This window comes from Metallosphaera yellowstonensis MK1 (assembly GCF_000243315.1).
GTDB classification, from domain to species: domain Archaea; phylum Thermoproteota; class Thermoprotei_A; order Sulfolobales; family Sulfolobaceae; genus Metallosphaera; species Metallosphaera yellowstonensis.
In genome coordinates this window covers 309,809-329,977 of the sequence record NZ_JH597761.1, presented here as the reverse complement: position 1 = coordinate 329,977, position 20,169 = coordinate 309,809, and the positions used below count along the sequence as shown (strand labels likewise).

Below are 20,169 nucleotides of genomic sequence, written 5' to 3'. Positions count from 1 at the left end.
TCACATCACCTCTGGGACTTGGGGGTTTGTGGGAGTCTCTTCCTCCTGGAGAAGGCGTAACTACCTGCACCTATTATTATTCCAGCAGCAGCTGCGGCCGCGAAGAGTGTAGTGCTGGGGACTGTCGGTGCGTTCGGAGGCGCGTAAAACGGTTCGTAGAGGTCTGGGAACCCAGGTGCAGTACAGGCTATGCAGACACCTCCCCTGGTACATCCACCGACTCCTCCTACCCATCCGAGTCTCGGTGCTGGACTGTTGGCCTCTGTACCTTTACATCCCAGGCTGTAGGTGCACTGTGGGTCTCCGAACTCGTAGGCGAAGATGCCCTGAGCGAAGAAGCCGGCCCTAGGACAGTTCTGATGGGTCTCGTTCCCGTAAAAGAACTTGGGTCTATTGAATACGTCTAGGTCGTCTGCAGGATTTGGACCGAGTCCCCTGGCGTAGAGCACTAGGGAAACTAGTGTCCTCATTATCCAATCTCCGGCAGGTGGGTCGGCTGCTATGGACACTATGGGTAACCCTCCAGATGAGAGCCAGTGGTAACTGGGCCCTGGCCAGGAAGTGTTGACCTGGGAGTTGGTAGCTGAGTAGATGTCCTCATCTATTACGTTAGGAGCTAATCCTTGTTGGTAGACCTGGTGAGCGTAATAGGGAAAGCCGTATATGCCCCTGTAGGGATCGTCCAGCATGCCCATGGCGTAAGTAGGAGACCTCTGACCCAACCCGTTGGTCGTAGCTGGAATTCCCCCGTAGGTTGCACAGGCCCCTGTGGCTACTACAGCATAGGCCTTCTTCATGAGGTTGAAGACGAACTCGTCGCACAGGAGTACGCTCCCGTCCGGTTTCCTCCCAGCAGAACACCAGAAGGAGCCACTGGGCTTCTTGTAATACACTCCGAACTCGTCGAAGAGCGTTCCCTCGACAACCAGTACGTAGGGGTCCAGCTCCCCGTTAAGTGCCATCTCCATGGTGGCATAGGCCATGCTGTCCTGTGGCATCAAGATTGGGTGATACACTAGGTTTATCATACCCAGCTCAGGCACGCTGGGCTGTCTGAGAGTAATGGGTTTCCCATCGAAGTATACCCCAGTTACTACGTCCTCTACTGCGGGGTTCATGGCGTCAATGAAGGCTATGGTATTACCTCCGCACCATCCGTTCCCTGTCCACACTATGTTTATGGGCTGATCGGGATCCTTAGCCTTGGCCAGGAGCTCCTGGTAGGAGAGTCCTGACAGGGCTAAGCTAGTCCCTAGGGCAGTTACGCCCGATACCTTTAAGAAATCCCTCCTTGTTAGACCCATATACACCACTTTACTAGGTATATTAGACTATACCATGTTTAAAAATTTTTTCTACTAAACTTCCCAACAAGTTTTACCTTAATAAATGTTGATAACAATGAGAAGTGCTAGAGCCTTAGGTGAGGTGTCACGTAGGGATCCTTTGGGAACTGTAATTGTATTATATTATTGAGATAATCCACTAGAAATAGTATTTATTAATGCTCTAGTGAAGTGCTTTATGTGCTACTTCAATTTTTATCAGAGTTAACGTAAAGCTTTCTTTCAAATTATGATGTGATTTTAAATTCTAAGTTGTGCAATGAGATTGACATCTGAGAAAATTGAACAAGCACACAAAGCACTGGTGAAGGTAACCTAATCACGGTAACATGATTACAGCAGTTATTGGATTCTCCCTTAGGTACCGCCCTATAATCTAGGTGAAATCTAATAACTGCTGATGATTAGAAATATGGCAGACCTGTGCAGATTTACTGAAAGACCTGTGGGAGGTCAAGTTTAAATCAAGTACTGCAGATTAAATTTATAAGACTCAAGAATTAGTAATATTAATCTATCTGTTTTTCATTAACTGATCGTAAGGGCCTCTCAGCCGTTGTTGGAGATATCGTGAGGTGAGCACGTCATGCACATTAAACTCCAGGATTTATTATTGCCTTTCCACAAATGAGTTCCGATGATAGACCTCACCTCTGATTGGAACAGGGTGGAGGATCTCTTCGGGGAGGTAGGCAGTAAACTGGTCATCTTCTTCGATACGTACTTCTGTAACTTTGCTGAGAAGTACCTCTCCTTGTTGGGCGAGAGTTACATTAAGGCCTTCATGGAGTGCCTCCCCTCAGGAGTGCTCTTGAGACAGATCTTCAACGAGAAGGTCAAGGTAGGAAACCTGGTGTTGGACAGATCCCCCCTCATAGTGTCGCTACCCTCTCAGGAGATGAGAGGTTTCAGAGATTGGGAGATCCTGCTCACCAGGAGGGCCTACGTTAGGACTAACTCGGTGTTGGTTACACCAGAGGGAATAGACGCCTGCAAGGCGAGGAAGATAGCGTTACCTAACCCAGGACTGTCCTTTCTGGGAAGGTCGGCCCTGGGTTCCCTAACCAAGAGGTGCGGGGATTCCGAGTCCAGGGAAGTTCACCCTGTGCTTCTACACCATAGGGAGATCCCAGTCCTCCTGAAAGAGGGTAGGGTGGAGGGAGGTGTAATGTGGGAACACGAGGCTAAGCTCAATGGCTTCAACTACACGGTATTAAAGAGGAACGTGGTCATGGAAGTTGCTCTACTTAAGGGTGCAGACAAGGTCGCCATGAACGCCTTTGAGCTACTGTTCTCCCAGAAGATGGTGGAGACCTTGGAGTCCTCAGGTCTCTCTAGGGCGGTGAGTTAATTGGATTTAACCGGTCCCCCCACACTCGCGGCCCTGGGCTACCTCTACCAAGGGGACTACTCCATTCCCCTAAGGGCCATGGAGGAACTCAGGAGGGAAGGTCTAGAGGTCCTGGACTTGAGTCTAGGGGCCTTCAAGGCAGCCTCCCTACTGCAACATGTCTCCCCATCCATCCTCGTGATATTAACTGCGGAGAGGAGAGGTAAGAGAGAGCTCAGGCTCTACAGACCTGGGGGGGTCGTTAGTCCGTTCTCAACTTGGATGGAGATTTCCACCAGCGTGAAGGCCTATTACATGGACGTTGATACGTTCCTGAAGGTCTCGAGGTCTTTGGGGGTTCTGCCCGACTTAACGTTGGTCCTGGAATGCGAGGTTGAAAGGGATGAAGGGATGGAGTTGAGCCAGTGGGGAAAGGAGTGCTTGAGGATGATGAAGGAGAAGGCCATGGAACTCCTTCGGGACACCTCAGTGATCTCAACGACACCTCTGAGGGACCTAGAATAACCTGATCGCGGTGGTTATTGATTTCATCATGACAGTGGACAACATGACGCAGAGTCCTGTAAGCACTGCAGATCAAAGGAGCAACCTTAACATGTTGGCCACTGGGTGAACTATTACGCACGGGAGGAGCCCGTACCTCCTGGATATCAAGCCTAGGATCACCCCTATTATGAAGGTGTAGATTACGAAGACTGGTCCGTCAAGGACGTGATTGATGGACCAAAGGACGGACTGGACGTAAGGGTCGTATCTACCGTCCTCCATGATGAATCCTCTGTATATGAGCTCCTCACATATCCCACCGACCACGGCCGGGACTAGGAGGAAGGGGTAAGTATAGCCTATGGGACTGGGACTAGGATACAGGGTCATAATGATCAGGAGGGGGATGACTAGGAGGAGTCCATAGTTTAGCTCCAGCCTCAACTCCCGATAGCTCAGCTTACTTACCAATAACGTCGCCGTGACTTCCCCGAGGGTAACAACTACAGCGCCTGCGTAGATACTCCTATAGTAGTCGTAAACCAATAACTCCCAGGGAATGACTAGGAGTGGTAGTATGAGCCCTGAGAAGAGTGAGGATGATCTCATGGGAAGTCACGCGGTCTTGCTTGTCCCGGGAAGGGTTCTCCAGAGACCGAAGAGGTGGTAGAGGTAGAGGAGGAGGGCCACGTTGAACGTATCTGATATGGCCAACCACTCTGCGAAGGTCCTCAGTGCAGGATAATTGTAGAGGAACTGGGGAGGTGAGGGTACCAACGAGGAGACCAGGAGGCTGGAGAGGAAGAGGAGGACGAACACGGCAGTCCTTAGGATTCTCCTCTCCTTACTTAGGAGGTAGACCAGGACGGCCTCGGTGACCTGTCCCACTACGGGAACTATCAAGAGAGGTAATAGATACCTAACTCTACCCCTCAGGATTGTGAGAAACGTAAAGATTATCATGAACTGTATCACAAAGGTAAGGAAGTAGTTGATCAGAGTGAAGGTGGAGAGAGTTCCCCCGAGCAGGGAGGGCGAGTTCACGAGTAGGATAATTTCGACGACTAGGATGACCTGACCCAGGGCCACGGAAATCAAGTAGAGCTCACGCATCTCCATGCAACATCTCCACTAGGAGGCCTAGGTCAGCTTGGTTAAAGTACGCGAAGTTCCAGTACCTTCGTGAGAAGTAGTCCACAACACCGTTTGCCAATTCCCTCATACCGAGTCTAACGAGTCCCTGTCCTAGGATGGAGTTGTCGGTTATCAGCTTGAACCTCCCTATCCCGTTAACCTTGGCATGTTCTAGGGTGACGTCGTAGAATGCGTCTCCTCCGAAGTATTGGGAGAGGGCCAAGTTCACCAACTCTCTCCCTTGGTTAAGGGCTGAGAGGAACCTGAGGAGATAAGCCAGGTCCAAGAGGAATAGAGGCCCCTCGTTCCTCAGATCGTGGCTTAGCCTCCTCTTCAAGAGCGAGGCCAACCTTAAGGACTCGTTCAGGAACTTTGGATCGCCAGTGAATGAGTGTAATTGGAGGAGTGCCTCTCCCACCAAACTGTTGACGGTCATCAGTGGAGGTCCCCTGGCCCTCCCGTCCACCATTGCCACGGGATAAAACTCTCCCACCCTGGTCCCCATGAGCCACCTGCCAGTCTCCACAGCGTAATCCAGGTAGTACGAGTCATTGGTGGTCCCGTAGGCGTCCAATAACGTGAGGATCATCTCGGCGTTTTGATCCGTGAGTTTAGTCCTGGATCTTTCCTTCCAGTCGTAGGTACGGGAGTGAGAGTAGAAACCATCATCCCAGAGGTTGTAGATGACGGCATCCAAGGTGTACCTAACCACCTCAATTGGGTAGGGATCCCCCTTTATCCTCATGAGGAACCTCAGCACGTTGGGTAAGTAATACTTAGGTTCCTTCTCGAAGCCCCCGTAATAGATGTCGAAGAACGATAGACAATTACGCTTTATCCTCTCCACGAGTACCTTTGGAGATGTAGGAGTTGAGTCTACTCCCTCCCTTTTGGTGGATTTGGGAACGACCAGCTTTCCTCCGCCCAAGAGGAGGTTCAGGGCCAGGAGGAGCGTCTCCCTGACTTGTTCTTGACTCACAAACCCGTACGTACCTCCCACCACACTGTTCTCTGTCACTATACTCAGGGAAGGATATATCTGAGGGGAATACCTCACGGCGAGGTCGGGTCTCTCATCTGCGTTGACACTCACGTAACTGAAGCCAGGCCAATTCTCGACCAGAGAGAGTTCCCTCGCCTGCGCCTCACACTCCTCACACCATTCCGTCCAAAAGTAGATTACCTTGAGGGGGTTCCCATCGCTTATGGAGTCACTCCACTCCTTGAACTCCATGCATTAAGTATGCATTTTCACAATTTTATAGTTCACAGTTATCGTCTCGGGAGTTTGTGGGGTGGAAGACACCCTCCCTTGAGGGATGGATAGTCCACAGGGTCTTTGAACCTCAACTCGCCCATTCTCTAAATGAGAGTAACGGACGTAATGAGCATCACCGAGACTCCTCGGTTAGGGCGAGGGTTAATGTGGTGAGCCTTGGCCCCAACAACCTGGATGGGCACTTCGTCGGCATCGGGGCTTGGACTACCTGTAGAGCCTCTGGAATCCCACCTCCGGGATAGGGAAAGGTGGGGCCCAGAGGCATGAAATCAAAATCGTGAGGGAGGAGCTCCGTGAGGGTGGGTAAAGTTCAGGGCGTGGGGTGAGCTCGTCACGAGAGCTCAACAATTCCTTGAGAGGACAGGGCAGGAGTGTACTTGAGACCTTGCCATCCTCCCTCGTGGAATGGAGCTTTCAACTAGCCATGGCGTTAGAACCTGTGTAGTACACTCAATTCACGAGGGAACCCAGCTCTCCGTCACTGGAACTCCGCTGTTGAACTCAGTTCCCTAAATCCCCAGTTCTCACAACCTCCTCTTGATTCTCTCCATCCTGACTACTTCCTCGAAGTCGGTGAGGAAGTCCCTGACCCAACCCTTTAGTATTCCCCTGGAGAACCTCTCCATCCATCCCTCGTATTCCAGGATAACCCTCACCGAACCTGGCTGTATCAAGAACGTCAATCTCCCAGTACCGACGTCAACGCCATGCCTCAAGGTGAAGGGATAGGAGACCTCGTTGACGGAGGAGTAGACGTTCCCTAAGACCTCGTGTTCAAAGCCGAAATATCTCGCCACCCCTCTGAAGGAGGATCCCTCTACCCTGAATTCCTTCACCGACTTGAAGACCCTGGGGATCACGAAGTGGGGGTCTGACAATAAGGCCCTAATTGACTCTTGAGGATGCTCAGTGCCTATCTCGGCAATGTACTTCATGAATAATTCATCGTTCAGAGAAATTTAAAATATTTTTTTCAAACGTGTTTTCCAACGTTTAAGAAATCATTGTCTGTGTAGGGTAAATTTGTAGTATCGTTTAAATCCGAGAGAGGAACAGTCAGACCGAGTTTCGTCCTCACGCCAATACCTTGGGTTTAGGTCCTTGGCGAGGAGGCTGAGGAGCTCCCAGTGCCCTACTCGTCCTCTCTACTCCAACCTCTCCTCTTAACCATCATAAGAAAACTATTAATAACATGAATAAAGTAAATTTCAACAATGTCTGGAATTACCCCGTTCGACGTATCGCAACAGAGGAAGGTACCCTTTGAGAGTGTAGCTCAGGAGTACCTCAAGTTATATGACAGGATATATTCCTCCCTCAAGGAGAGTGGGGCTAAGATCCTCCTGTACGGATCCATAGGGATATATCACAGGGTTAAGGATAGTAAGGACTCCGTGGAACTCCTGAAGCTCTACAGGAGGAACGGACCTCAGGACATGAACGTCATACTCCCCACGTCGTCCAGGGAGAGGTTCAAGGAGGTGGTAAAGGAACAGGGCTGGACTCCCTACTATCACTTGGAGAGGACCATGGGCGACGTTGCTGGCATGTTCTTCTATGAGAGTTTGGTCTTGAAGGCATATTACATGGATGTCCCCACTTTCAATCACAGGATCAACCTGAGTTGGGAGGAGGAGTACTCGGCGAGCCTCACGGATTTGCTCCTCACCAAGTTACAGATGCACTTCCCCACCGATAAGGACACCGCGGACATAGCTGCTATACTACTATTGGAGGAGAGGATAGACGTTAATAAGGTACTGCTTCACGCTAGGAGTGACTGGGGATTCTGGAAGGACGCTACCCAAAACCTGGCCAACGTGAGGTCCCTTGTGGGGAGATTGGAGATGGACAACGTGAAGACGAAGGAGGAGTTGAAGAGGGTCATCGCTGTATCCACCAAGCTCTACGGTCAGCTCATGAACGCTAAACCGCATCACGAAAGTAACGATCCTGACGAGAAGTACTGGTTGGACTTTTAAGATAGGTGATGGGAATCTATTCAATCCCCCTGTTTTTTATCCTCCTAGTCTCCCTGAGCTCCTCGTGTCTGTCTCCACCAATTGGGTACGTAAAGTACACCGTGGATCTGGGAAACTTCACGGTGGTTCAAGGTAGCCTGGCTAACATCTTCTCCCAGATCTCCCCAAGCGAGTTGATCCAGGACTCCCAAGGGAGGGTGTTCGTGGCTGCTGTGGGGTCAGTGTACGTCTTGGGTCCTTACGACGGGAAGATCTTGAGGCAGATAAACGTGTCTGGAGCTGAGTATATGACCTACGATCCCAACCAGAGCTTGATATACGTGGCCAGCGGAACCTTACCCAATATGTCAATCTCGGTCATAAGTGACGAAACCCTCACCCTCTTGAGAACTGTAGGACTAAACGTCTCCCCAACTGGTATAGTTTACGACCAACGTAATGGGGAAATCTACGTGGGCTTCCCTGGAGGATTAGGGGAACTGCGAGGCAATGAGTTGTCTCCTTCCCTGAGAGTAGATGGAGTAGTGACTTCCATTGCCGTTAATCCACTTGACGGGGACATCTACGTCACTACACTCAACTTCTCCGAAAACCAGGGATACCTCTACTCCATCTCACCTGAACTGACCGTGAATAGGGTGGTGGAGCTCAATACTTTCCCTAACGTGGTGACCTTCTGGAACGGGAAGATTTACGTAGGAGGGGACGGTTACCTGGAAGTCTTCAACGCGTCCTCGCTTGAGCCCTTGACTTCACTCCAACTGCAGGGTCAGAAGGTTGAGGGAATAGCTGTAGATCCCAGGGATGGGTTCATCTACGTTTCTCTAGATAGCCTTTACGGGCCTGATTCCGTTCTTGCGTTCGCTGGAAACGAGACTCTTGGGGAAATAGGTGTTGGAGTGTCACCCAAGTCGGTGCTCTACGACACCGTCAGTGGTGAGATCTTCGTGAGCAACTTCTTTGACGGAACGATCTCCATAATAGCACCGGGTTGCCCGGTCACTCAATCCGTCACTGAGAACGTGACAATCAATAGGCCCTCGATCACTCCTGCTCCCGCTCAAACCCCGTCCTACCTCCTTCCCATGCTGGTTGTGGCGTTAACGCTATTCCTGGCACTGTACCTCGTCAGGAGGAAGGGTTAATCGGGGGCTATGAACTCCCTCACTACGATCCTCCTGGACAGTAGCACCATGATGACTCCAGTGCCTATCAACGTCGCGAATACTTCTGGGAAGAGGTATCCTATGGTGGACGGACTGTAGTATAGCCCCAGGGCGATCAAGGATCCCAAACCTAAGGAAGACAACACGGATATAAGCCTGTAGGTCCAGTGGACGTGACTCTTCAGTCTCTCCCTTCCCGTGGGTTCGTGTTTAAACCAGAAGAAGACGATCCCGCAAACGCTGTCCAGGAAGAACTCCAAGGCCAGGAAAATCCCTGCGGCACTGAGGACCAGGGTGAAGAACTGTTGTACGGAGGGGGAGATGAGGATGAGGACGTTGATGAGCACTACTAGGGCCGTCATGAAAGATACGTTAGCCCAAGGTGAGCCAAACCTCTCGTGGGTCCACCCGAAGAACTTTGGTAGTAGCCCATCCCTGGCCATGGCGTACCAAGCTCTACTGAGGATGAAGGCTGTGAGCCAGAGGGAACTTGCCGTGGAGGCCAACACAGCCACGTCCATGAGCCAGGCGTAGTTGGGAATTACCATTGAGGCCCAGGTCGCCAAGGGATCAACGCTTTGTGACAATTGAGCTAGTGGGGTCTCCACGGTCATGAGGGGCATGGTCACACCGTAAACCAGGAGCACGGTCAGGAGTCCGATCACGCCACTCAATCCAGGCCACCTCCTGGGCCTCTTGGACTCCTCCGAGGAGTAACTGTCGATCTCCCAGCCATCCACTATCGTCGTGGCCACAACCATGCCCAGGACTATGCCACCCCAATTCACGTGCGTGCTGAAGAACCAGTCAGGGGAGAAGGGGTTTACCACGTGGTGGGGCATGAGTGAAAATCCCAGAACCAGGAAGAGCCCCAAGATCACCAGCTCCATCCCAAGGAAGGCCTCAGTGAACCTAGCAGTGGGTTTTGCCCCTAAGAGGAGTGGGATCGCTGCTACAAGTGCCCAGATCACTCCAGCCACGGTCACTAGGCTAGGTTCCCCCACCGCAGATGGAGGTATCAGACCTAAGGAGCCCAAGAGTGCCAGGGTGTACTCCCCTGCAGGGACCACTATGGGAGGGATCGACAGGAAATAAGCTAACGTGACCACCCAGGCTTGAAAGGCGCCGAACCTCGTTCCTATCACTCTCACTCCCCAGTGGTATGATGCCCCAGCGTGGGGAAAGTGTACGTTGAACTGCCTAAAAATGAGGCTTATCAAGATGAAGGGGATGGCGGTCAATAGCGTAGACATTATGGCCTGAGGTCCCGCGAGGGAAACCATGACCCCGTAGGCTGCGGCTATGCTGAAGGTGGGAGCTACGCTGGAAGTGGACATGGGGACCAAATCCAGGATGTGAAGTATGTCTCTCCTCAGCTCTGAGATATTGGTGTGAAATCTCACCATGAAAATTCCTACCAAAATCTTGCAGAACTCTCTTTAATAACATTTCTTCAGAGTTTTCCCCACTGCATATAAGAAGGGGCTCACTTGTCCCTAAGTGTTTTTGTAAAGTATAAGCAAGTATACCACCCCAGTTGGATGGACCTCACCTCACTCTCCTGGGGTGAGCCAAGCCCTCCCTATCCGCTCCCTTTATCCTCAAGTGACTAGCCGACAGTGAGACCAGGTATGTTAGGAGGAAAAGTGTTCCCAGGAGATGCCCAACGGAGATCTCGTTGTACCAAGTACCCACAGATAGACCCCAAAGGTACTGGGGGACTGAGAGGATTAAGGACGTCCTCCAATCCCTCAGCTCCACCTTTGGTCTCACAAAGGACAGACCCAGCGTGATCAGAGTGGCCAAGGCGTAAGGTATCTCGTTTATCGTTACCGCGTAGTACTCTCCACACACGCTCAACATGAGGTTAGAGATGATGAAGGTAAGGAACTCTCCTCCCCTTAACTTGCCCCTCATGAAGGAGTTGGAGACGTACACAGAACTTACCAGGGAGAGCAGGGACACGAATATGGACGCCTCCTTCACTGGGTCGTAGGGGAGTGGGAGGATTGAGTGGGTCATCTCAGACGCTATGTTCGGCCCTCCCAGGGCCAGGGAGCCCAGAATCAAGGGGAACGTATCCCTGTTCCTCACGCAGAAGTAGAGGATCTCCGGGAGGATCATCAGGAAGAACATGAAGGAGTTAGCCAGCTCAGCCAGGGCCTCCAGCACTTGGAAGGGAGAGTTAACGTAGGTTGAGGGAATATCAGTGCCGTAAAAATCCAGTGCTATGACCGCGTTTCCTAACCCTCTCAGCATGACGTAATAGAGCAGACTCATAAGGATCTCGGACGCCAGGAGCCCAGCGACACTCCCTAACCTCCACTTCCCGAGGTTCCATAGGGTCACTGGAATTGAGAGGATCGCTATGGAAAACAGGAGAACGTCTGGGGAGTATGAGAAGAGGAACAGGAAAGTCAGGGTGGTCATGGAGGAAAGGATCAGGATCCAGAAGGCGACACCCACACCGTGGAAGGCCCTCTCGAAGGCCCAGCTCATCACCACGGTCATGGACACTACGTAAACTATGTAGGACGCCACCAGCGGTGAAAGCAAGGTTCCCAATCTCTTAAAAAAATCGAAGCTTTTTAATGTTGCTGAGGAAAAGGACTTTTAAGGTATATTTGATTATATCGCTAACCAATTGAGTGTGGTACACACCGCACATGTGTGAGTAGTTTTGTTAATTCGGATAATTTTAATAATTTTAAGTCATAAAACTTCAGGTTATCTATCTTTATAAACTCAAAAAGCCATATATCTTCAAATGGGTACGGTCAACAGTAGAGACGTGATAACCCTCCTCCACGGTGCCGGAGGTTCGTATATGCACACGTTGATAAGGGAGGTCTTCATTAGACTCAGTGACGGATTCGGAGAAGTTCCCCTGGACCTCATGGACGACGCTGCCGTGATCGGAAACACCGTGTTCACCACGGACTCCTTCGTGATCAGGCCCATCTTCTTCAAGGGAGGGGACATAGGGAGGTTAAGTGTCACAGGGACGGTCAACGATATCGCCATGATGGGGGGAGAACCCATAGCCCTGAGCCTGGGGGTTATCCTGGAAGAGGGGTTCCCCAAGAGTGATCTAGAGAGGATAGTCGACAGCATAAGGGATACAGCGAAGGAGGCCAAGGTTCACATAGTCACTGGGGACACCAAGGTCATGGAGAGGGGAAGTCTGGACAGGATAGTGATAAACACATCGGGTTTGGGCGTCAGGCCAAAGGAACTCGATCACGACATTGAGACCTTGAGGAAGACGAGACAACCTAGGGACTGGCTCGTCCCATTAAACATAAGACCTGGAGACAAGGTAATAGTCACTGGCACGGTAGGGGATCACGCTGTGGCGGTCCTCTCCTCGAGGGAGGGGGTGGGCTTTGAGTCCAACATCACCTCAGACGTGGCTCCCCTCAACGGCCTCATGCTCAACCTCATGGAGGTTGGAGGCATAGCCGACGCCAAGGATCCAACAAGGGGAGGAGTGGCAGACCTCCTCCAGGATTGGTCAGAGAAGTCTGGACTGGGCATTTACATAAGGGAGAGCGAAATACCCGTGAAGGATGAGGTGAGGGCAGCGGTGGAGTTCCTGGGGATCGACGTCCTCGAGTTGGGGAACGAGGGGAAGGCAGTACTGGCTGTCTCCCCGGAGTACGTGAGGGACATCATGGCGGTTCTGCATTCACATCCCCTAGGAAAAAACGCAGCTGTAATAGGGGAGGTCAGAAAGGACATTGAGGGAGTTGTCATGGAGACAGTCGTGGGAGGTGAGAGATACGTGGGGAGACCTCTGGGGGACCCGGTTCCCAGGATATGTTGAGGTGGGGGAGATGGAGAGACTCATGTGTGTAATCTGCAGGGCTGAGGAGAGCGTCCCTTACCACTGTGGGAGACCCATGTCCTACTCTCAGAGGGGAAACTTCAGGAGGGTGGACGTGCTTCGATGTGACATCTGCGGGAAGGAGGTGGACGTGCCTAGGCACTGCGGAGTGCCCATGATATACTTCGACGAGGACTATTTTCCCCTCTACTCGTTCACTGAGGCGGAGAGGGAGGAGATGAAGAGGGTTTATGGGGTGAAGTGAGGTGTGCGTAGCTTTTCCAGGTAAGGTTGTGGAGATAACTGGAGATTTCGGCAAGGTGGACTTCGGAAACGGAACTGTGAGGGACAACATCCTGCTCTCCCTGGTCAATGCTAAGGTGGGAGACTACGTCCTGGTCCACGCAGGTTACGCAATCCAGGTTGTGGACGAGGAGGAGGCCGTGAGGACAGTGGAGATATGGAACGAGATGACCAAGGACTTACCTCAGGAGAAGAAGAGGCAGGACTTCAATGAGATAGTGGGTGGTGGGGAGTGAGCGAGTACCTGTCAATACTGAAGTACTATAGGGACCCGAACCTCGCCAAGGCCTTGAGGTTCAAGATAGCCGAGCTCGCCAAGAAGATTGAGGAGAACATAATGATAATGCACGTTTGCGGGAGTCACGAGTGGACGATAACCCATTACGGCATAAGATCCCTACTTCCCGAGAACGTTGAGGTCAGGGCAGGACCTGGATGTCCCGTCTGCATAACTCCCGCGACGGACATAGACGACGCTGCGAAACTAGCCCTGGATGGTGTCGTGGTGGCTACCTACGGAGACATGACCAGGGCCAGGGGAACGAGGATGTCCCTGGAGGAGGCTAGGGCCCTAGGAGGTGACGTGAGGGTGATCTACGGAGTTCAGGACGCCGTGAGGATGGCAAGAAGGGAACCGAATAAGGACTTCCTCTTCTTCGCCGTGGGAATGGACACCACTGCCCCAGCTACTGCCTTCGAGATGATCAAGGGAGTCCCGGAGAACCTCAGTTTCCTGGTCTCATACAGGTACACTCCAGCGATCCAGGGGTCAGTGATGGAGTCGAACGTCCTGGGCATAGATGCCTTCATCTCTGCAGGTCACTCCGTGACGGTTACCGGGCTCAAGCCATATTATGAGTACTTCCTGAAGTCGAAGAAGCCCATGGTGGCGACGGGGTTTGAGCCCATAGACGTCCTGATGGCCATCTACATGATCCTGAAGCAAATAGACGAGGGAAGGCCAAGGATTGAGAACGAGTACACCAGGTCTGTTACGTGGGAGGGTAACGTGAAGGCACAGGAGGTCATGGACAGGGTCTTCGACCTTGAGGACGGTTACGTCAGGGGAGTGGCCGTGTTCCCCAGAGCCGGGTTTAGGCTGAAGGAGGAGTTCAGGGGGAAGGACGCTAGGGCTCAGTACGGCATCAGGGACAGAACTAAGACACAGGACGAGTACGTGGCCGGTGCTAGGTGCGGAGAGGTAGTCATGGGCCTCATCGATCCCCCAGAGTGTCCACTCTACAGGAAGACTTGTAAGCCTGAGGATCCCAAGGGTGCACCCATGGTGTCGCAGGAGGGAACTTGCTGGATATGGGCCACCCACAGGATAGTCAACGTCAGCCCGAGATGTAGGAGGTAGGATAATGGTCTACATGATAGGCAACACGTATTGCAGGCTCTGCCAGTCCAACGAGGAACAACTGAAGAGGGAGTTGGTCAACAGCGTGAGGACCTTGTATTGGAAGGGGATGATCAGTAACGCAGGAGGGAACCAGAGTGCCAGGCTACCAGGATCCGACAAGATCTGGATAACGCCATCAGGTTACCCTAGGTCTGAGCTGGAGCCCAAGGATCTGGTCCAGATAGACATGGAGGGGAACTTGATACAGGGAGACCTCAAACCTTCCATAGAGGTCAGCATGCACTTGGAAGTTTACAGGAGGAGGCCTGACGTCAATGCTGTAATACACGCCCACTCTCCCTACACCATGGGAGTGGCCATCTCTGGATACCTGGAGGTCACACACGGAGAGGCAGCTGCCATATTGGGCGAGGTGAAGGTAGTTCCCTACTCTCATCCAGGTACGCTCGAGTTAGCGAGAAACGTGGGGGAGGCAGTGAGGGGGGAGGGAGCCAAGGTGCCCAGGGTGGTGATCCTCATGAATCACGGAGTTCTGTCCGTAGGTGCGTGTATCCATGAGGCGAGGGCATTCGCCGAGATCATGGAGGAGTGGGCAAGGTTTAACGTGGCCGCAAGGGCGTTGGGAGGGCTAAAACACGTCTTAACTCCCCAGGACATGAGGAAGCCTGGGGCCAGGTACATAAGGGCGGTGAAGTTTGGCGGAAGACCTGGAACACTTGGATGAGATCGTAAACGTGGTCGAGCCTGAGACCAGACTTCCAGTGGTCAAATTAGGTCTGGTAAACCTGAGCAGGGGGGACATGCCCATGCTCCACTACACGCCCCCTTCCCCCTTCACTCCTCCAATACTGGTAATATACGTGGCCATCCAGCTCAACAAGGGCGGTAAGGTAAGTGTTGAGAGGTATTACTTGAGCGAGGAGATAAACCGGAGATTAGAGGAGGGTGTGAGACTACCGGGAGAGGCGGAAGTACCCCCTCTGAACATTGAGGAGGGTCATTATGCCTCATTGGCCAAGACATTCCTCACCCTGGCTAAGTCCTCCGATGACGTTGTCATGAGACTGTCCTTCGCGCTGGGCTCAGTGGAGCACCTCGCATTACACCTGGCTGGGGAATTGGAGCCAGGGCCGGAACTCTACCCTAGGGCAATACGTAAGATGATGGAGACAGAGTTGTACAGCGTGTTCTCAGCCATATTGGACGATATGTTCGAACTCTTCCTCTACGGGAAAACCCCACGTTTACCCAAAGTGTTGAGTTCCCTCTCCAAGGTGTTCGGAGAATGAATCTGTCGTGAGGCTAGAGCCACCTCCGAGCAGTCGATGGTCTCATCGCACTATTCCGGATCAGACAGATATACCATGATTTATGCGTTATAAATTGTTTGAGTTCAATCCATTATTTAATAAAAAATTATCATAAATCCTTTTAAAGGAGTTAGATTTTCCAGGATCCTATCGAGATAAATTTTAACAACTTTTTAAGCTAATATTGATTTAACTCGGGTCACGGAATTTTGGAGTGGACAATAGTTTTATCTTTTTCTCGAAGGATATTGCGCAATGGGCTGCTGTCTCAGGGACGACGAGGAGTTGTGCACCTTATATACGCCTAAGATCTATGATCTCATCACTAAGAAGTACACTCTCACGATACTCATGCTCCTGGATAAGTATGGTAAGATGAGGTTCAACGAGATCCTTAGGAAGGTCGAAGGTCTGACCCAGAGGGCACTCTCCACGAGACTTAAGGAGCTGGAGGAGAACTCCATGATAGCTAGGGAGGTTGTACCTGACAGGACGGTCAAGGTCTTCTACTCCCTCACCACACAGGGGAAGGCTGTGAAGAATGCCATGTTGATCCTCCTGGAGCTGACGAACTTAATAAGCCCTGGGGGAGAGAGGGATCACTTCTGTTGACCATTCCCTTTCACTAGGGGATCAACGGCCCTGCCCAGTTCCTTCAACATCAACCTCAGGTAAGCTAGGGTCTTCTTCACATCCGGATCGTCAAAGGACGCGAGTAACTCCACTATGTTGGACTGTTTGTTCGATTGAACCATGGTCTCGGCCGCCTTAGCTAACCCCGCTGTCATCACGTCAAGCACGCCGTTCTTGTCCAGTATAGTGAGGATCTTCCCTATCTTGTCCATGTGCTTCGCAATGGCTATCATTCCGTTCACGAAGTCCTCAGAGCTCACCTCTCCCCTGTCTATCATGTCCTTGAGATCTCCCAACATTTCGATCACGGCCCTGTAGGTCCTGGACTGGAGGAAAGACCTCACCTTATTCTCGTCACTGACGAAGTCCAGTATGCTGTCTAAGATGCCTGTGGTATTGAGGTATATCACTATCTCTTTGATTTTGTTCAGGCCCTCCTGGTAGTCCTCATCTCTCTCGCTCATTGAGATCTAATTGATTCTAAATCATGTATTTAAAAAGTTTGTTCAAATACTTCTTATTTTTAAAATAAATACCTCACGTGATTATTTGGACGGATATTACTCAAAGGTTCAGGCCTGAAGTTTGCCCTGATATCCTAGTCACATTGCGGCCCACTTATATGGGAGCTGAACATTATCCTTAATATAGCGACGTCTATTCATATATCCTCCAACTTTATTACGCGATTTATAATTATTTTCAATGATTCTCCAGCTATAACTTAAAATTATTCAACGTCTTTCATAAGTCAGCCTTAAATATCTTGCGTTTCTATCATTACAAAATGAGAAACCTTCTCTGGCTCCAGGGAGGGGCATGCGGAGGAAACACCCTGTCCATGCTCAACGCGTCAGACCCGGACGTCCTGGAATTTCTCCACCAACACGAAGCCAGGTTTTTGTGGCACCCTTCACTCTCACCAGAGTGCGGGGGAGATCTGAAGAGGCTGTTGAACTCTATCTTGGAGGCAAGGCTGGAACTTCACGTGTTCCTCTTCGAGGGCTCAGTCATAACTGGACCCAACGGTACGGGTCAGTACAACATGTTCGCAGGTAAGCCCATGATGCACTGGGTTAGGGAGATAGCCAAGAGGGCCAAGTATGTGGTAGCTGTGGGTGACTGCGCCTCCTTCGGTGGTATACCGGCAGCAGACCCAAACCCGACGCAATCCACAGGTCTTCAATATCACAGGAAAGAGGCCGGCGGATTCCTGGGGAAGGACTTCAGGTCCTCCTCCGGACTCCCCGTGATAAACCTGTCGGGATGCCCCGTTCATCCAGAGTGGCTGTTCACGACCTTGTCCATGATCTTGGAGGAGAGGATAACCCAGGGGGACCTTGACGACTTCAACAGGCCCAAGATCTTCTACTCCACCACAACCCAGTTCGGTTGCCCCAGGCAGCCCTACTTTACGTTCAAGATAGCTTCAAAGGAACTCGGCCACAGGGAGGGCTGTCTCTACTTCGAGTTGGGCTGTAGGGGGTCGTACACCAGGAGTCCGTGCAACAACATCCTCTGGAACAACCAGAGCAGCAAGACCAGGGTTGGAACCCCCTGCATGGGCTGTACCGAGTTCGACTTCCCCACCTTCAACTTCTTCAGGACTGAGAAGAACAGGTCAGGGATCCCCAAGAGATTACCCCTGGGGGTTAGCAGGGGATCTTACATAACCCTCTCAGCCATAGCCAGGGGCGCTGCACCGCAGTACCTAGTGAGACCCCTCATCAAGAGGGAGGGGAACTGGATTGAATGAGAGGGTGATAAGCCCCCTCAACAGGGTGGAGGGAGACCTGGACCTCAAGGTGATCTTTGAGGGGAGGAAGGTAGTCAAGGCCTATCCCATGTCCAGGCTCTTCAGGGGCATTGAGGTTATACTCAAGGGCAAGTATCCCATGGACTCCCTGGTCATAACTCCAAGGATCTGTGGGATCTGCGGTGGATCCCACTTGCTCTCTGCAGCTAAGTCCCTGGACATGGCCTACGGAGCCAAGGTACCCCCCAACGCTGTGAGGCTGAGGAACGTCCTCACCCTGGCTGAGATGGGACAGAACGACGTGAGGCACACTTACCTGATGTTCATGATAGACTCCGTCAACAGGAAGTATGAGAAGTTACCCTTCTATAGGGACATGGTGCTAAGGTGGGCCCCCTACGTAGGGACGTCATATAAGCAGGCAGTCGTGTGGTCCAAGAGATACGCCGAGATTTACGCCATCTTTGGAGGCCAGTGGCCCCACGGCTCCGCCATGGTTCCTGGAGGAATAACCGCTGAACCTTTCCCGAACGACGTTGTGAAGGCTAAGGGTATAATAAGACAGATAACGGCTGAGTTCCTGGAGAGGACCGTCCTGGGAGGACCCCTAGACCAATTCCTCGAGCTTGAGAGCGTCGAGGACCTGGAGCAGTGGGCCAAGGACTACCCCGAGGGAGACGTATCTAAGGTGTGGAACTACGGTCAATCCATGGGCTGGCACAGGATAGGGAAGGGATCTCAGTTCCTCATGAGTTACGGTCACGTCAACGTGCCTGAGGACTACGACCCGGCTAACTCCAGGGAGAAGCTGGTGTTCAGTAGGGGAATATTGGATCTAAACTCGTGGGACAGGTTCGAGGTCGATCCTAACAACGTCCTGGAGTTCGTCGCCCACTCCTTCTACACCTACGACCTTGGGGACAGGATAGGGTTGAACCCATTCATGGGCCAGACTAACCCTCTCCCACCCAACGGGAAGGGAAAGTATACTTTCACCAAGACTTTCAGGTATAAGCTCAAGGACAGGTACGTTGCACCCGAGGTGGGAGCGTTGTCCATGTTGGTAGTAGCTGGGAACAGGCTCATGACTGACCTGGTTAAGAGGTTCGGTACAAATGTCCTGGCGAGGGAGGTGGCCAGGTTCGTGAGGTTGGCCCTAATACACGAGCTGATCCTGAATAACCTGGACACATATGACTTTAATGGGCCTACCTATATAAAGCCCCAGGAGAGACAGTTCGCCATGGGTTACGGTCTGGTTGAGGCCTCGAGGGGGTCCTTGGGACACTGGATCGTGGTGGAGGATGGTAAGATAGAGAACTACCAGGTTGTCACCCCCACACAGATAAACATGGGACCTGAGGACCCTGAGGGGAATCCGAGTCACCTTACCATGGCCCTGGTGGGAACTGAAGTGGAGGACCTGTCCAACCCCATTGAGGTCGCTCACGTGGTCAGGTCACACGACGCTTGTATGGTATGTAACGTCCACGTCCTGGACGGAGGAAAGGAGAAACTGGCGATGAGGTTATGAGGCTCATAGGGGTAGGGAACGAACTCCATGGAGATGAAGGTGGAAGGATAGTGGAGGACTTCGGGGGTCTCTTCATAGGCCCCAACCTGGACGCCATGGATGAGTTAATGAGAGACGAGGATGAGGTGATCGTGGTGGATTCAGCCAAGTCGGTCAGGTTCCTAGTCCTGGGCCTGGAGGAGATATATCCCGGGGTGCTCTCCTACAGTGAACTGGAGGAGTACCTCATGAGGGCCAGGATGAGGGGTGTAAAGGCAAAGGTAACCATCGTGGCCTTCTCCAGAGGTCACGAAGGTGAGGCTAGGTGCTTTCTGACCTGCTTGCTCTCGAGGAGATCCACGTAGCCCCCAGGAGGAGGGAAGAGCTGAAGCTCCGGGGGGTTGACCTTGAGGGATTGATGAGGAGGGGACTGGTCAAGGAGGAGGGAGGGTTATTGTACCTCACGGAGGCTGGGGTGAGGGAGCTCTCCTCCCTCTACGGTCTGATGGACTTTCTCCAGGTACTGTACATGGACTTAGCTTACGGGAGGAAGAGGGGAGCTGACGAGGTTGACGGTGATACGCTCAGGGAACTGGTAGAATCTGGGTTGGCTGAGGTCAGGGAGGGGTCAGTGGAACTGACGTTCGAGGGAATTAAGTTAGCGGCGCAGAGGATAACGGACAAGATGTCCAGGGCCCATTGAGAGCTACGCTAGGACGGA

23 protein-coding genes are annotated in these 20,169 nt (G+C 52.0%); 15 read left to right on the top strand and 8 right to left on the bottom strand.

Annotated elements, in window-relative coordinates; genetic code table 11:
• Nucleotides 1–5 precede the first annotated feature (5 nt).
• The gene (locus tag METMK1DRAFT_RS02435; RefSeq protein ID WP_009070438.1) at nucleotides 6–1,304 is read right to left on the bottom strand and encodes an NADH-quinone oxidoreductase subunit B family protein; all 1,299 of its coding nucleotides are present in this window, start codon (nucleotides 1,302–1,304) and stop codon (nucleotides 6–8) included.
• Nucleotides 1,305–1,983: 679 nt separating this feature from the next.
• On the opposite strand from METMK1DRAFT_RS02435, the gene METMK1DRAFT_RS02430 reads away from it, so the two are divergent.
• Together METMK1DRAFT_RS02430 and METMK1DRAFT_RS02425 are read left to right on the top strand one after the other, a co-directional pair.
• Entirely contained in the window at nucleotides 1,984–2,697 is a 714-nt protein-coding gene (locus METMK1DRAFT_RS02430; protein ID WP_009070435.1) for a hypothetical protein, read from the top strand.
• Complete coding sequence (locus tag METMK1DRAFT_RS02425) at nucleotides 2,698–3,201, top strand: hypothetical protein (RefSeq protein WP_009070433.1); 504 nt, start codon at nucleotides 2,698–2,700, stop codon at nucleotides 3,199–3,201.
• 72 nt (nucleotides 3,202–3,273) lie between these two features.
• Here the strand turns inward: METMK1DRAFT_RS02425 and METMK1DRAFT_RS02420 are convergent, their stop codons facing one another.
• The 4 genes from METMK1DRAFT_RS02420 to METMK1DRAFT_RS02400 form a co-directional block, all read right to left on the bottom strand.
• The gene (locus METMK1DRAFT_RS02420) at nucleotides 3,274–3,792 is read right to left on the bottom strand and encodes a CPBP family intramembrane glutamic endopeptidase (RefSeq protein WP_009070431.1); all 519 of its coding nucleotides are present in this window, start codon (nucleotides 3,790–3,792) and stop codon (nucleotides 3,274–3,276) included.
• A gap of 6 nt (nucleotides 3,793–3,798) precedes the next feature.
• The gene (locus METMK1DRAFT_RS02415; protein ID WP_009070429.1) at nucleotides 3,799–4,302 is read right to left on the bottom strand and encodes a hypothetical protein; all 504 of its coding nucleotides are present in this window, start codon (nucleotides 4,300–4,302) and stop codon (nucleotides 3,799–3,801) included.
• Nucleotides 4,289–5,551, bottom strand: coding sequence for a thioredoxin domain-containing protein (locus METMK1DRAFT_RS02410; protein ID WP_009070427.1), 1,263 nt, complete (start codon nucleotides 5,549–5,551; stop codon nucleotides 4,289–4,291). Before METMK1DRAFT_RS02410 ends, METMK1DRAFT_RS02415 begins: the two co-directional genes overlap by 14 nt.
• A 569-nt stretch (nucleotides 5,552–6,120) precedes the next feature.
• On the bottom strand, nucleotides 6,121–6,531 hold the full coding sequence (locus METMK1DRAFT_RS02400; protein ID WP_009070425.1) for a DUF3211 domain-containing protein: 411 nt from the start codon (nucleotides 6,529–6,531) through the stop codon (nucleotides 6,121–6,123).
• A 279-nt stretch (nucleotides 6,532–6,810) separates the two neighbouring features.
• Here METMK1DRAFT_RS02400 and METMK1DRAFT_RS02395 point away from each other — a divergent pair, with 279 nt between their 5' ends.
• Complete coding sequence (locus tag METMK1DRAFT_RS02395) at nucleotides 6,811–7,578, top strand: hypothetical protein (RefSeq protein WP_009070423.1); 768 nt, start codon at nucleotides 6,811–6,813, stop codon at nucleotides 7,576–7,578.
• An 8-nt stretch (nucleotides 7,579–7,586) separates the two neighbouring features.
• Entirely contained in the window at nucleotides 7,587–8,723 is a 1,137-nt protein-coding gene (locus METMK1DRAFT_RS02390) for a YncE family protein (protein ID WP_009070421.1), read from the top strand.
• On the opposite strand, the gene METMK1DRAFT_RS02385 is transcribed toward METMK1DRAFT_RS02390, so the two are convergent.
• Entirely contained in the window at nucleotides 8,720–10,150 is a 1,431-nt protein-coding gene (locus METMK1DRAFT_RS02385) for an APC family permease (RefSeq protein ID WP_009070419.1), read from the bottom strand. The two genes, METMK1DRAFT_RS02390 and METMK1DRAFT_RS02385, sit on opposite strands and share 4 nt — an antisense overlap.
• Nucleotides 10,151–10,292: 142 nt before the next feature.
• A complete protein-coding gene (locus METMK1DRAFT_RS02380; protein WP_009070417.1) occupies nucleotides 10,293–11,300 on the bottom strand; it encodes a hypothetical protein in 1,008 nt (335 codons plus the stop codon).
• Nucleotides 11,301–11,511: 211 nt separating this feature from the next.
• Here METMK1DRAFT_RS02380 and hypE point away from each other — a divergent pair, with 211 nt between their 5' ends.
• From hypE to METMK1DRAFT_RS02345, 7 genes are all read left to right on the top strand, one after another.
• Entirely contained in the window at nucleotides 11,512–12,570 is a 1,059-nt protein-coding gene (hypE, locus tag METMK1DRAFT_RS02375; RefSeq protein ID WP_009070415.1) for a hydrogenase expression/formation protein HypE, read from the top strand.
• Nucleotides 12,571–12,580: 10 nt separating this feature from the next.
• Nucleotides 12,581–12,835: a hypothetical protein gene (locus METMK1DRAFT_RS02370; protein ID WP_009070412.1), complete on the top strand. Its 255-nt coding sequence runs from the start codon at nucleotides 12,581–12,583 to the stop codon at nucleotides 12,833–12,835.
• Nucleotide 12,836: 1 nt separating this feature from the next.
• Complete coding sequence (locus METMK1DRAFT_RS02365) at nucleotides 12,837–13,109, top strand: HypC/HybG/HupF family hydrogenase formation chaperone (protein ID WP_009070411.1); 273 nt, start codon at nucleotides 12,837–12,839, stop codon at nucleotides 13,107–13,109.
• Nucleotides 13,106–14,233, top strand: a complete 1,128-nt coding sequence (gene hypD / locus METMK1DRAFT_RS02360) for a hydrogenase formation protein HypD (protein ID WP_009070409.1) — start codon at nucleotides 13,106–13,108, stop codon at nucleotides 14,231–14,233. The genes METMK1DRAFT_RS02365 and hypD overlap by 4 nt, the downstream gene beginning before the upstream one ends.
• Before the next feature lie 4 nt (nucleotides 14,234–14,237).
• On the top strand, nucleotides 14,238–14,960 hold the full coding sequence (locus METMK1DRAFT_RS02355; RefSeq protein WP_009070407.1) for a class II aldolase/adducin family protein: 723 nt from the start codon (nucleotides 14,238–14,240) through the stop codon (nucleotides 14,958–14,960).
• A complete protein-coding gene (locus METMK1DRAFT_RS15450; protein ID WP_052300177.1) occupies nucleotides 14,953–15,525 on the top strand; it encodes a hypothetical protein in 573 nt (190 codons plus the stop codon). The genes METMK1DRAFT_RS02355 and METMK1DRAFT_RS15450 overlap by 8 nt, the downstream gene beginning before the upstream one ends.
• A 276-nt stretch (nucleotides 15,526–15,801) precedes the next feature.
• On the top strand, nucleotides 15,802–16,158 hold the full coding sequence (locus METMK1DRAFT_RS02345) for a winged helix-turn-helix transcriptional regulator (RefSeq protein WP_009070404.1): 357 nt from the start codon (nucleotides 15,802–15,804) through the stop codon (nucleotides 16,156–16,158).
• Here METMK1DRAFT_RS02345 and METMK1DRAFT_RS02340 read toward each other — a convergent pair.
• Entirely contained in the window at nucleotides 16,146–16,643 is a 498-nt protein-coding gene (locus tag METMK1DRAFT_RS02340) for a helical membrane plugin domain-containing protein (protein WP_009070403.1), read from the bottom strand. The genes METMK1DRAFT_RS02345 and METMK1DRAFT_RS02340 overlap by 13 nt on opposite strands.
• A gap of 323 nt (nucleotides 16,644–16,966) precedes the next feature.
• Between METMK1DRAFT_RS02340 and METMK1DRAFT_RS02335 the strand changes: the two genes are divergently transcribed.
• The 4 genes from METMK1DRAFT_RS02335 to METMK1DRAFT_RS02320 are packed head-to-tail and all read left to right on the top strand — an operon-like array spanning nucleotide 16,967 to nucleotide 20,151.
• The gene (locus METMK1DRAFT_RS02335; protein WP_009070400.1) at nucleotides 16,967–17,935 is read left to right on the top strand and encodes an NADH-quinone oxidoreductase subunit B family protein; all 969 of its coding nucleotides are present in this window, start codon (nucleotides 16,967–16,969) and stop codon (nucleotides 17,933–17,935) included.
• A complete protein-coding gene (locus METMK1DRAFT_RS02330; RefSeq protein WP_009070398.1) occupies nucleotides 17,928–19,469 on the top strand; it encodes a nickel-dependent hydrogenase large subunit in 1,542 nt (513 codons plus the stop codon). Before METMK1DRAFT_RS02335 ends, METMK1DRAFT_RS02330 begins: the two co-directional genes overlap by 8 nt.
• Entirely contained in the window at nucleotides 19,466–19,813 is a 348-nt protein-coding gene (locus METMK1DRAFT_RS02325) for a hypothetical protein (RefSeq protein ID WP_009070396.1), read from the top strand. Before METMK1DRAFT_RS02330 ends, METMK1DRAFT_RS02325 begins: the two co-directional genes overlap by 4 nt.
• Nucleotides 19,774–20,151 (top strand): hypothetical protein, encoded by a 378-nt coding sequence (locus tag METMK1DRAFT_RS02320; RefSeq protein WP_009070395.1) that lies wholly within the window; start codon nucleotides 19,774–19,776, stop codon nucleotides 20,149–20,151. The genes METMK1DRAFT_RS02325 and METMK1DRAFT_RS02320 overlap by 40 nt, the downstream gene beginning before the upstream one ends.
• Nucleotides 20,152–20,169: the final 18 nt, after the last annotated feature.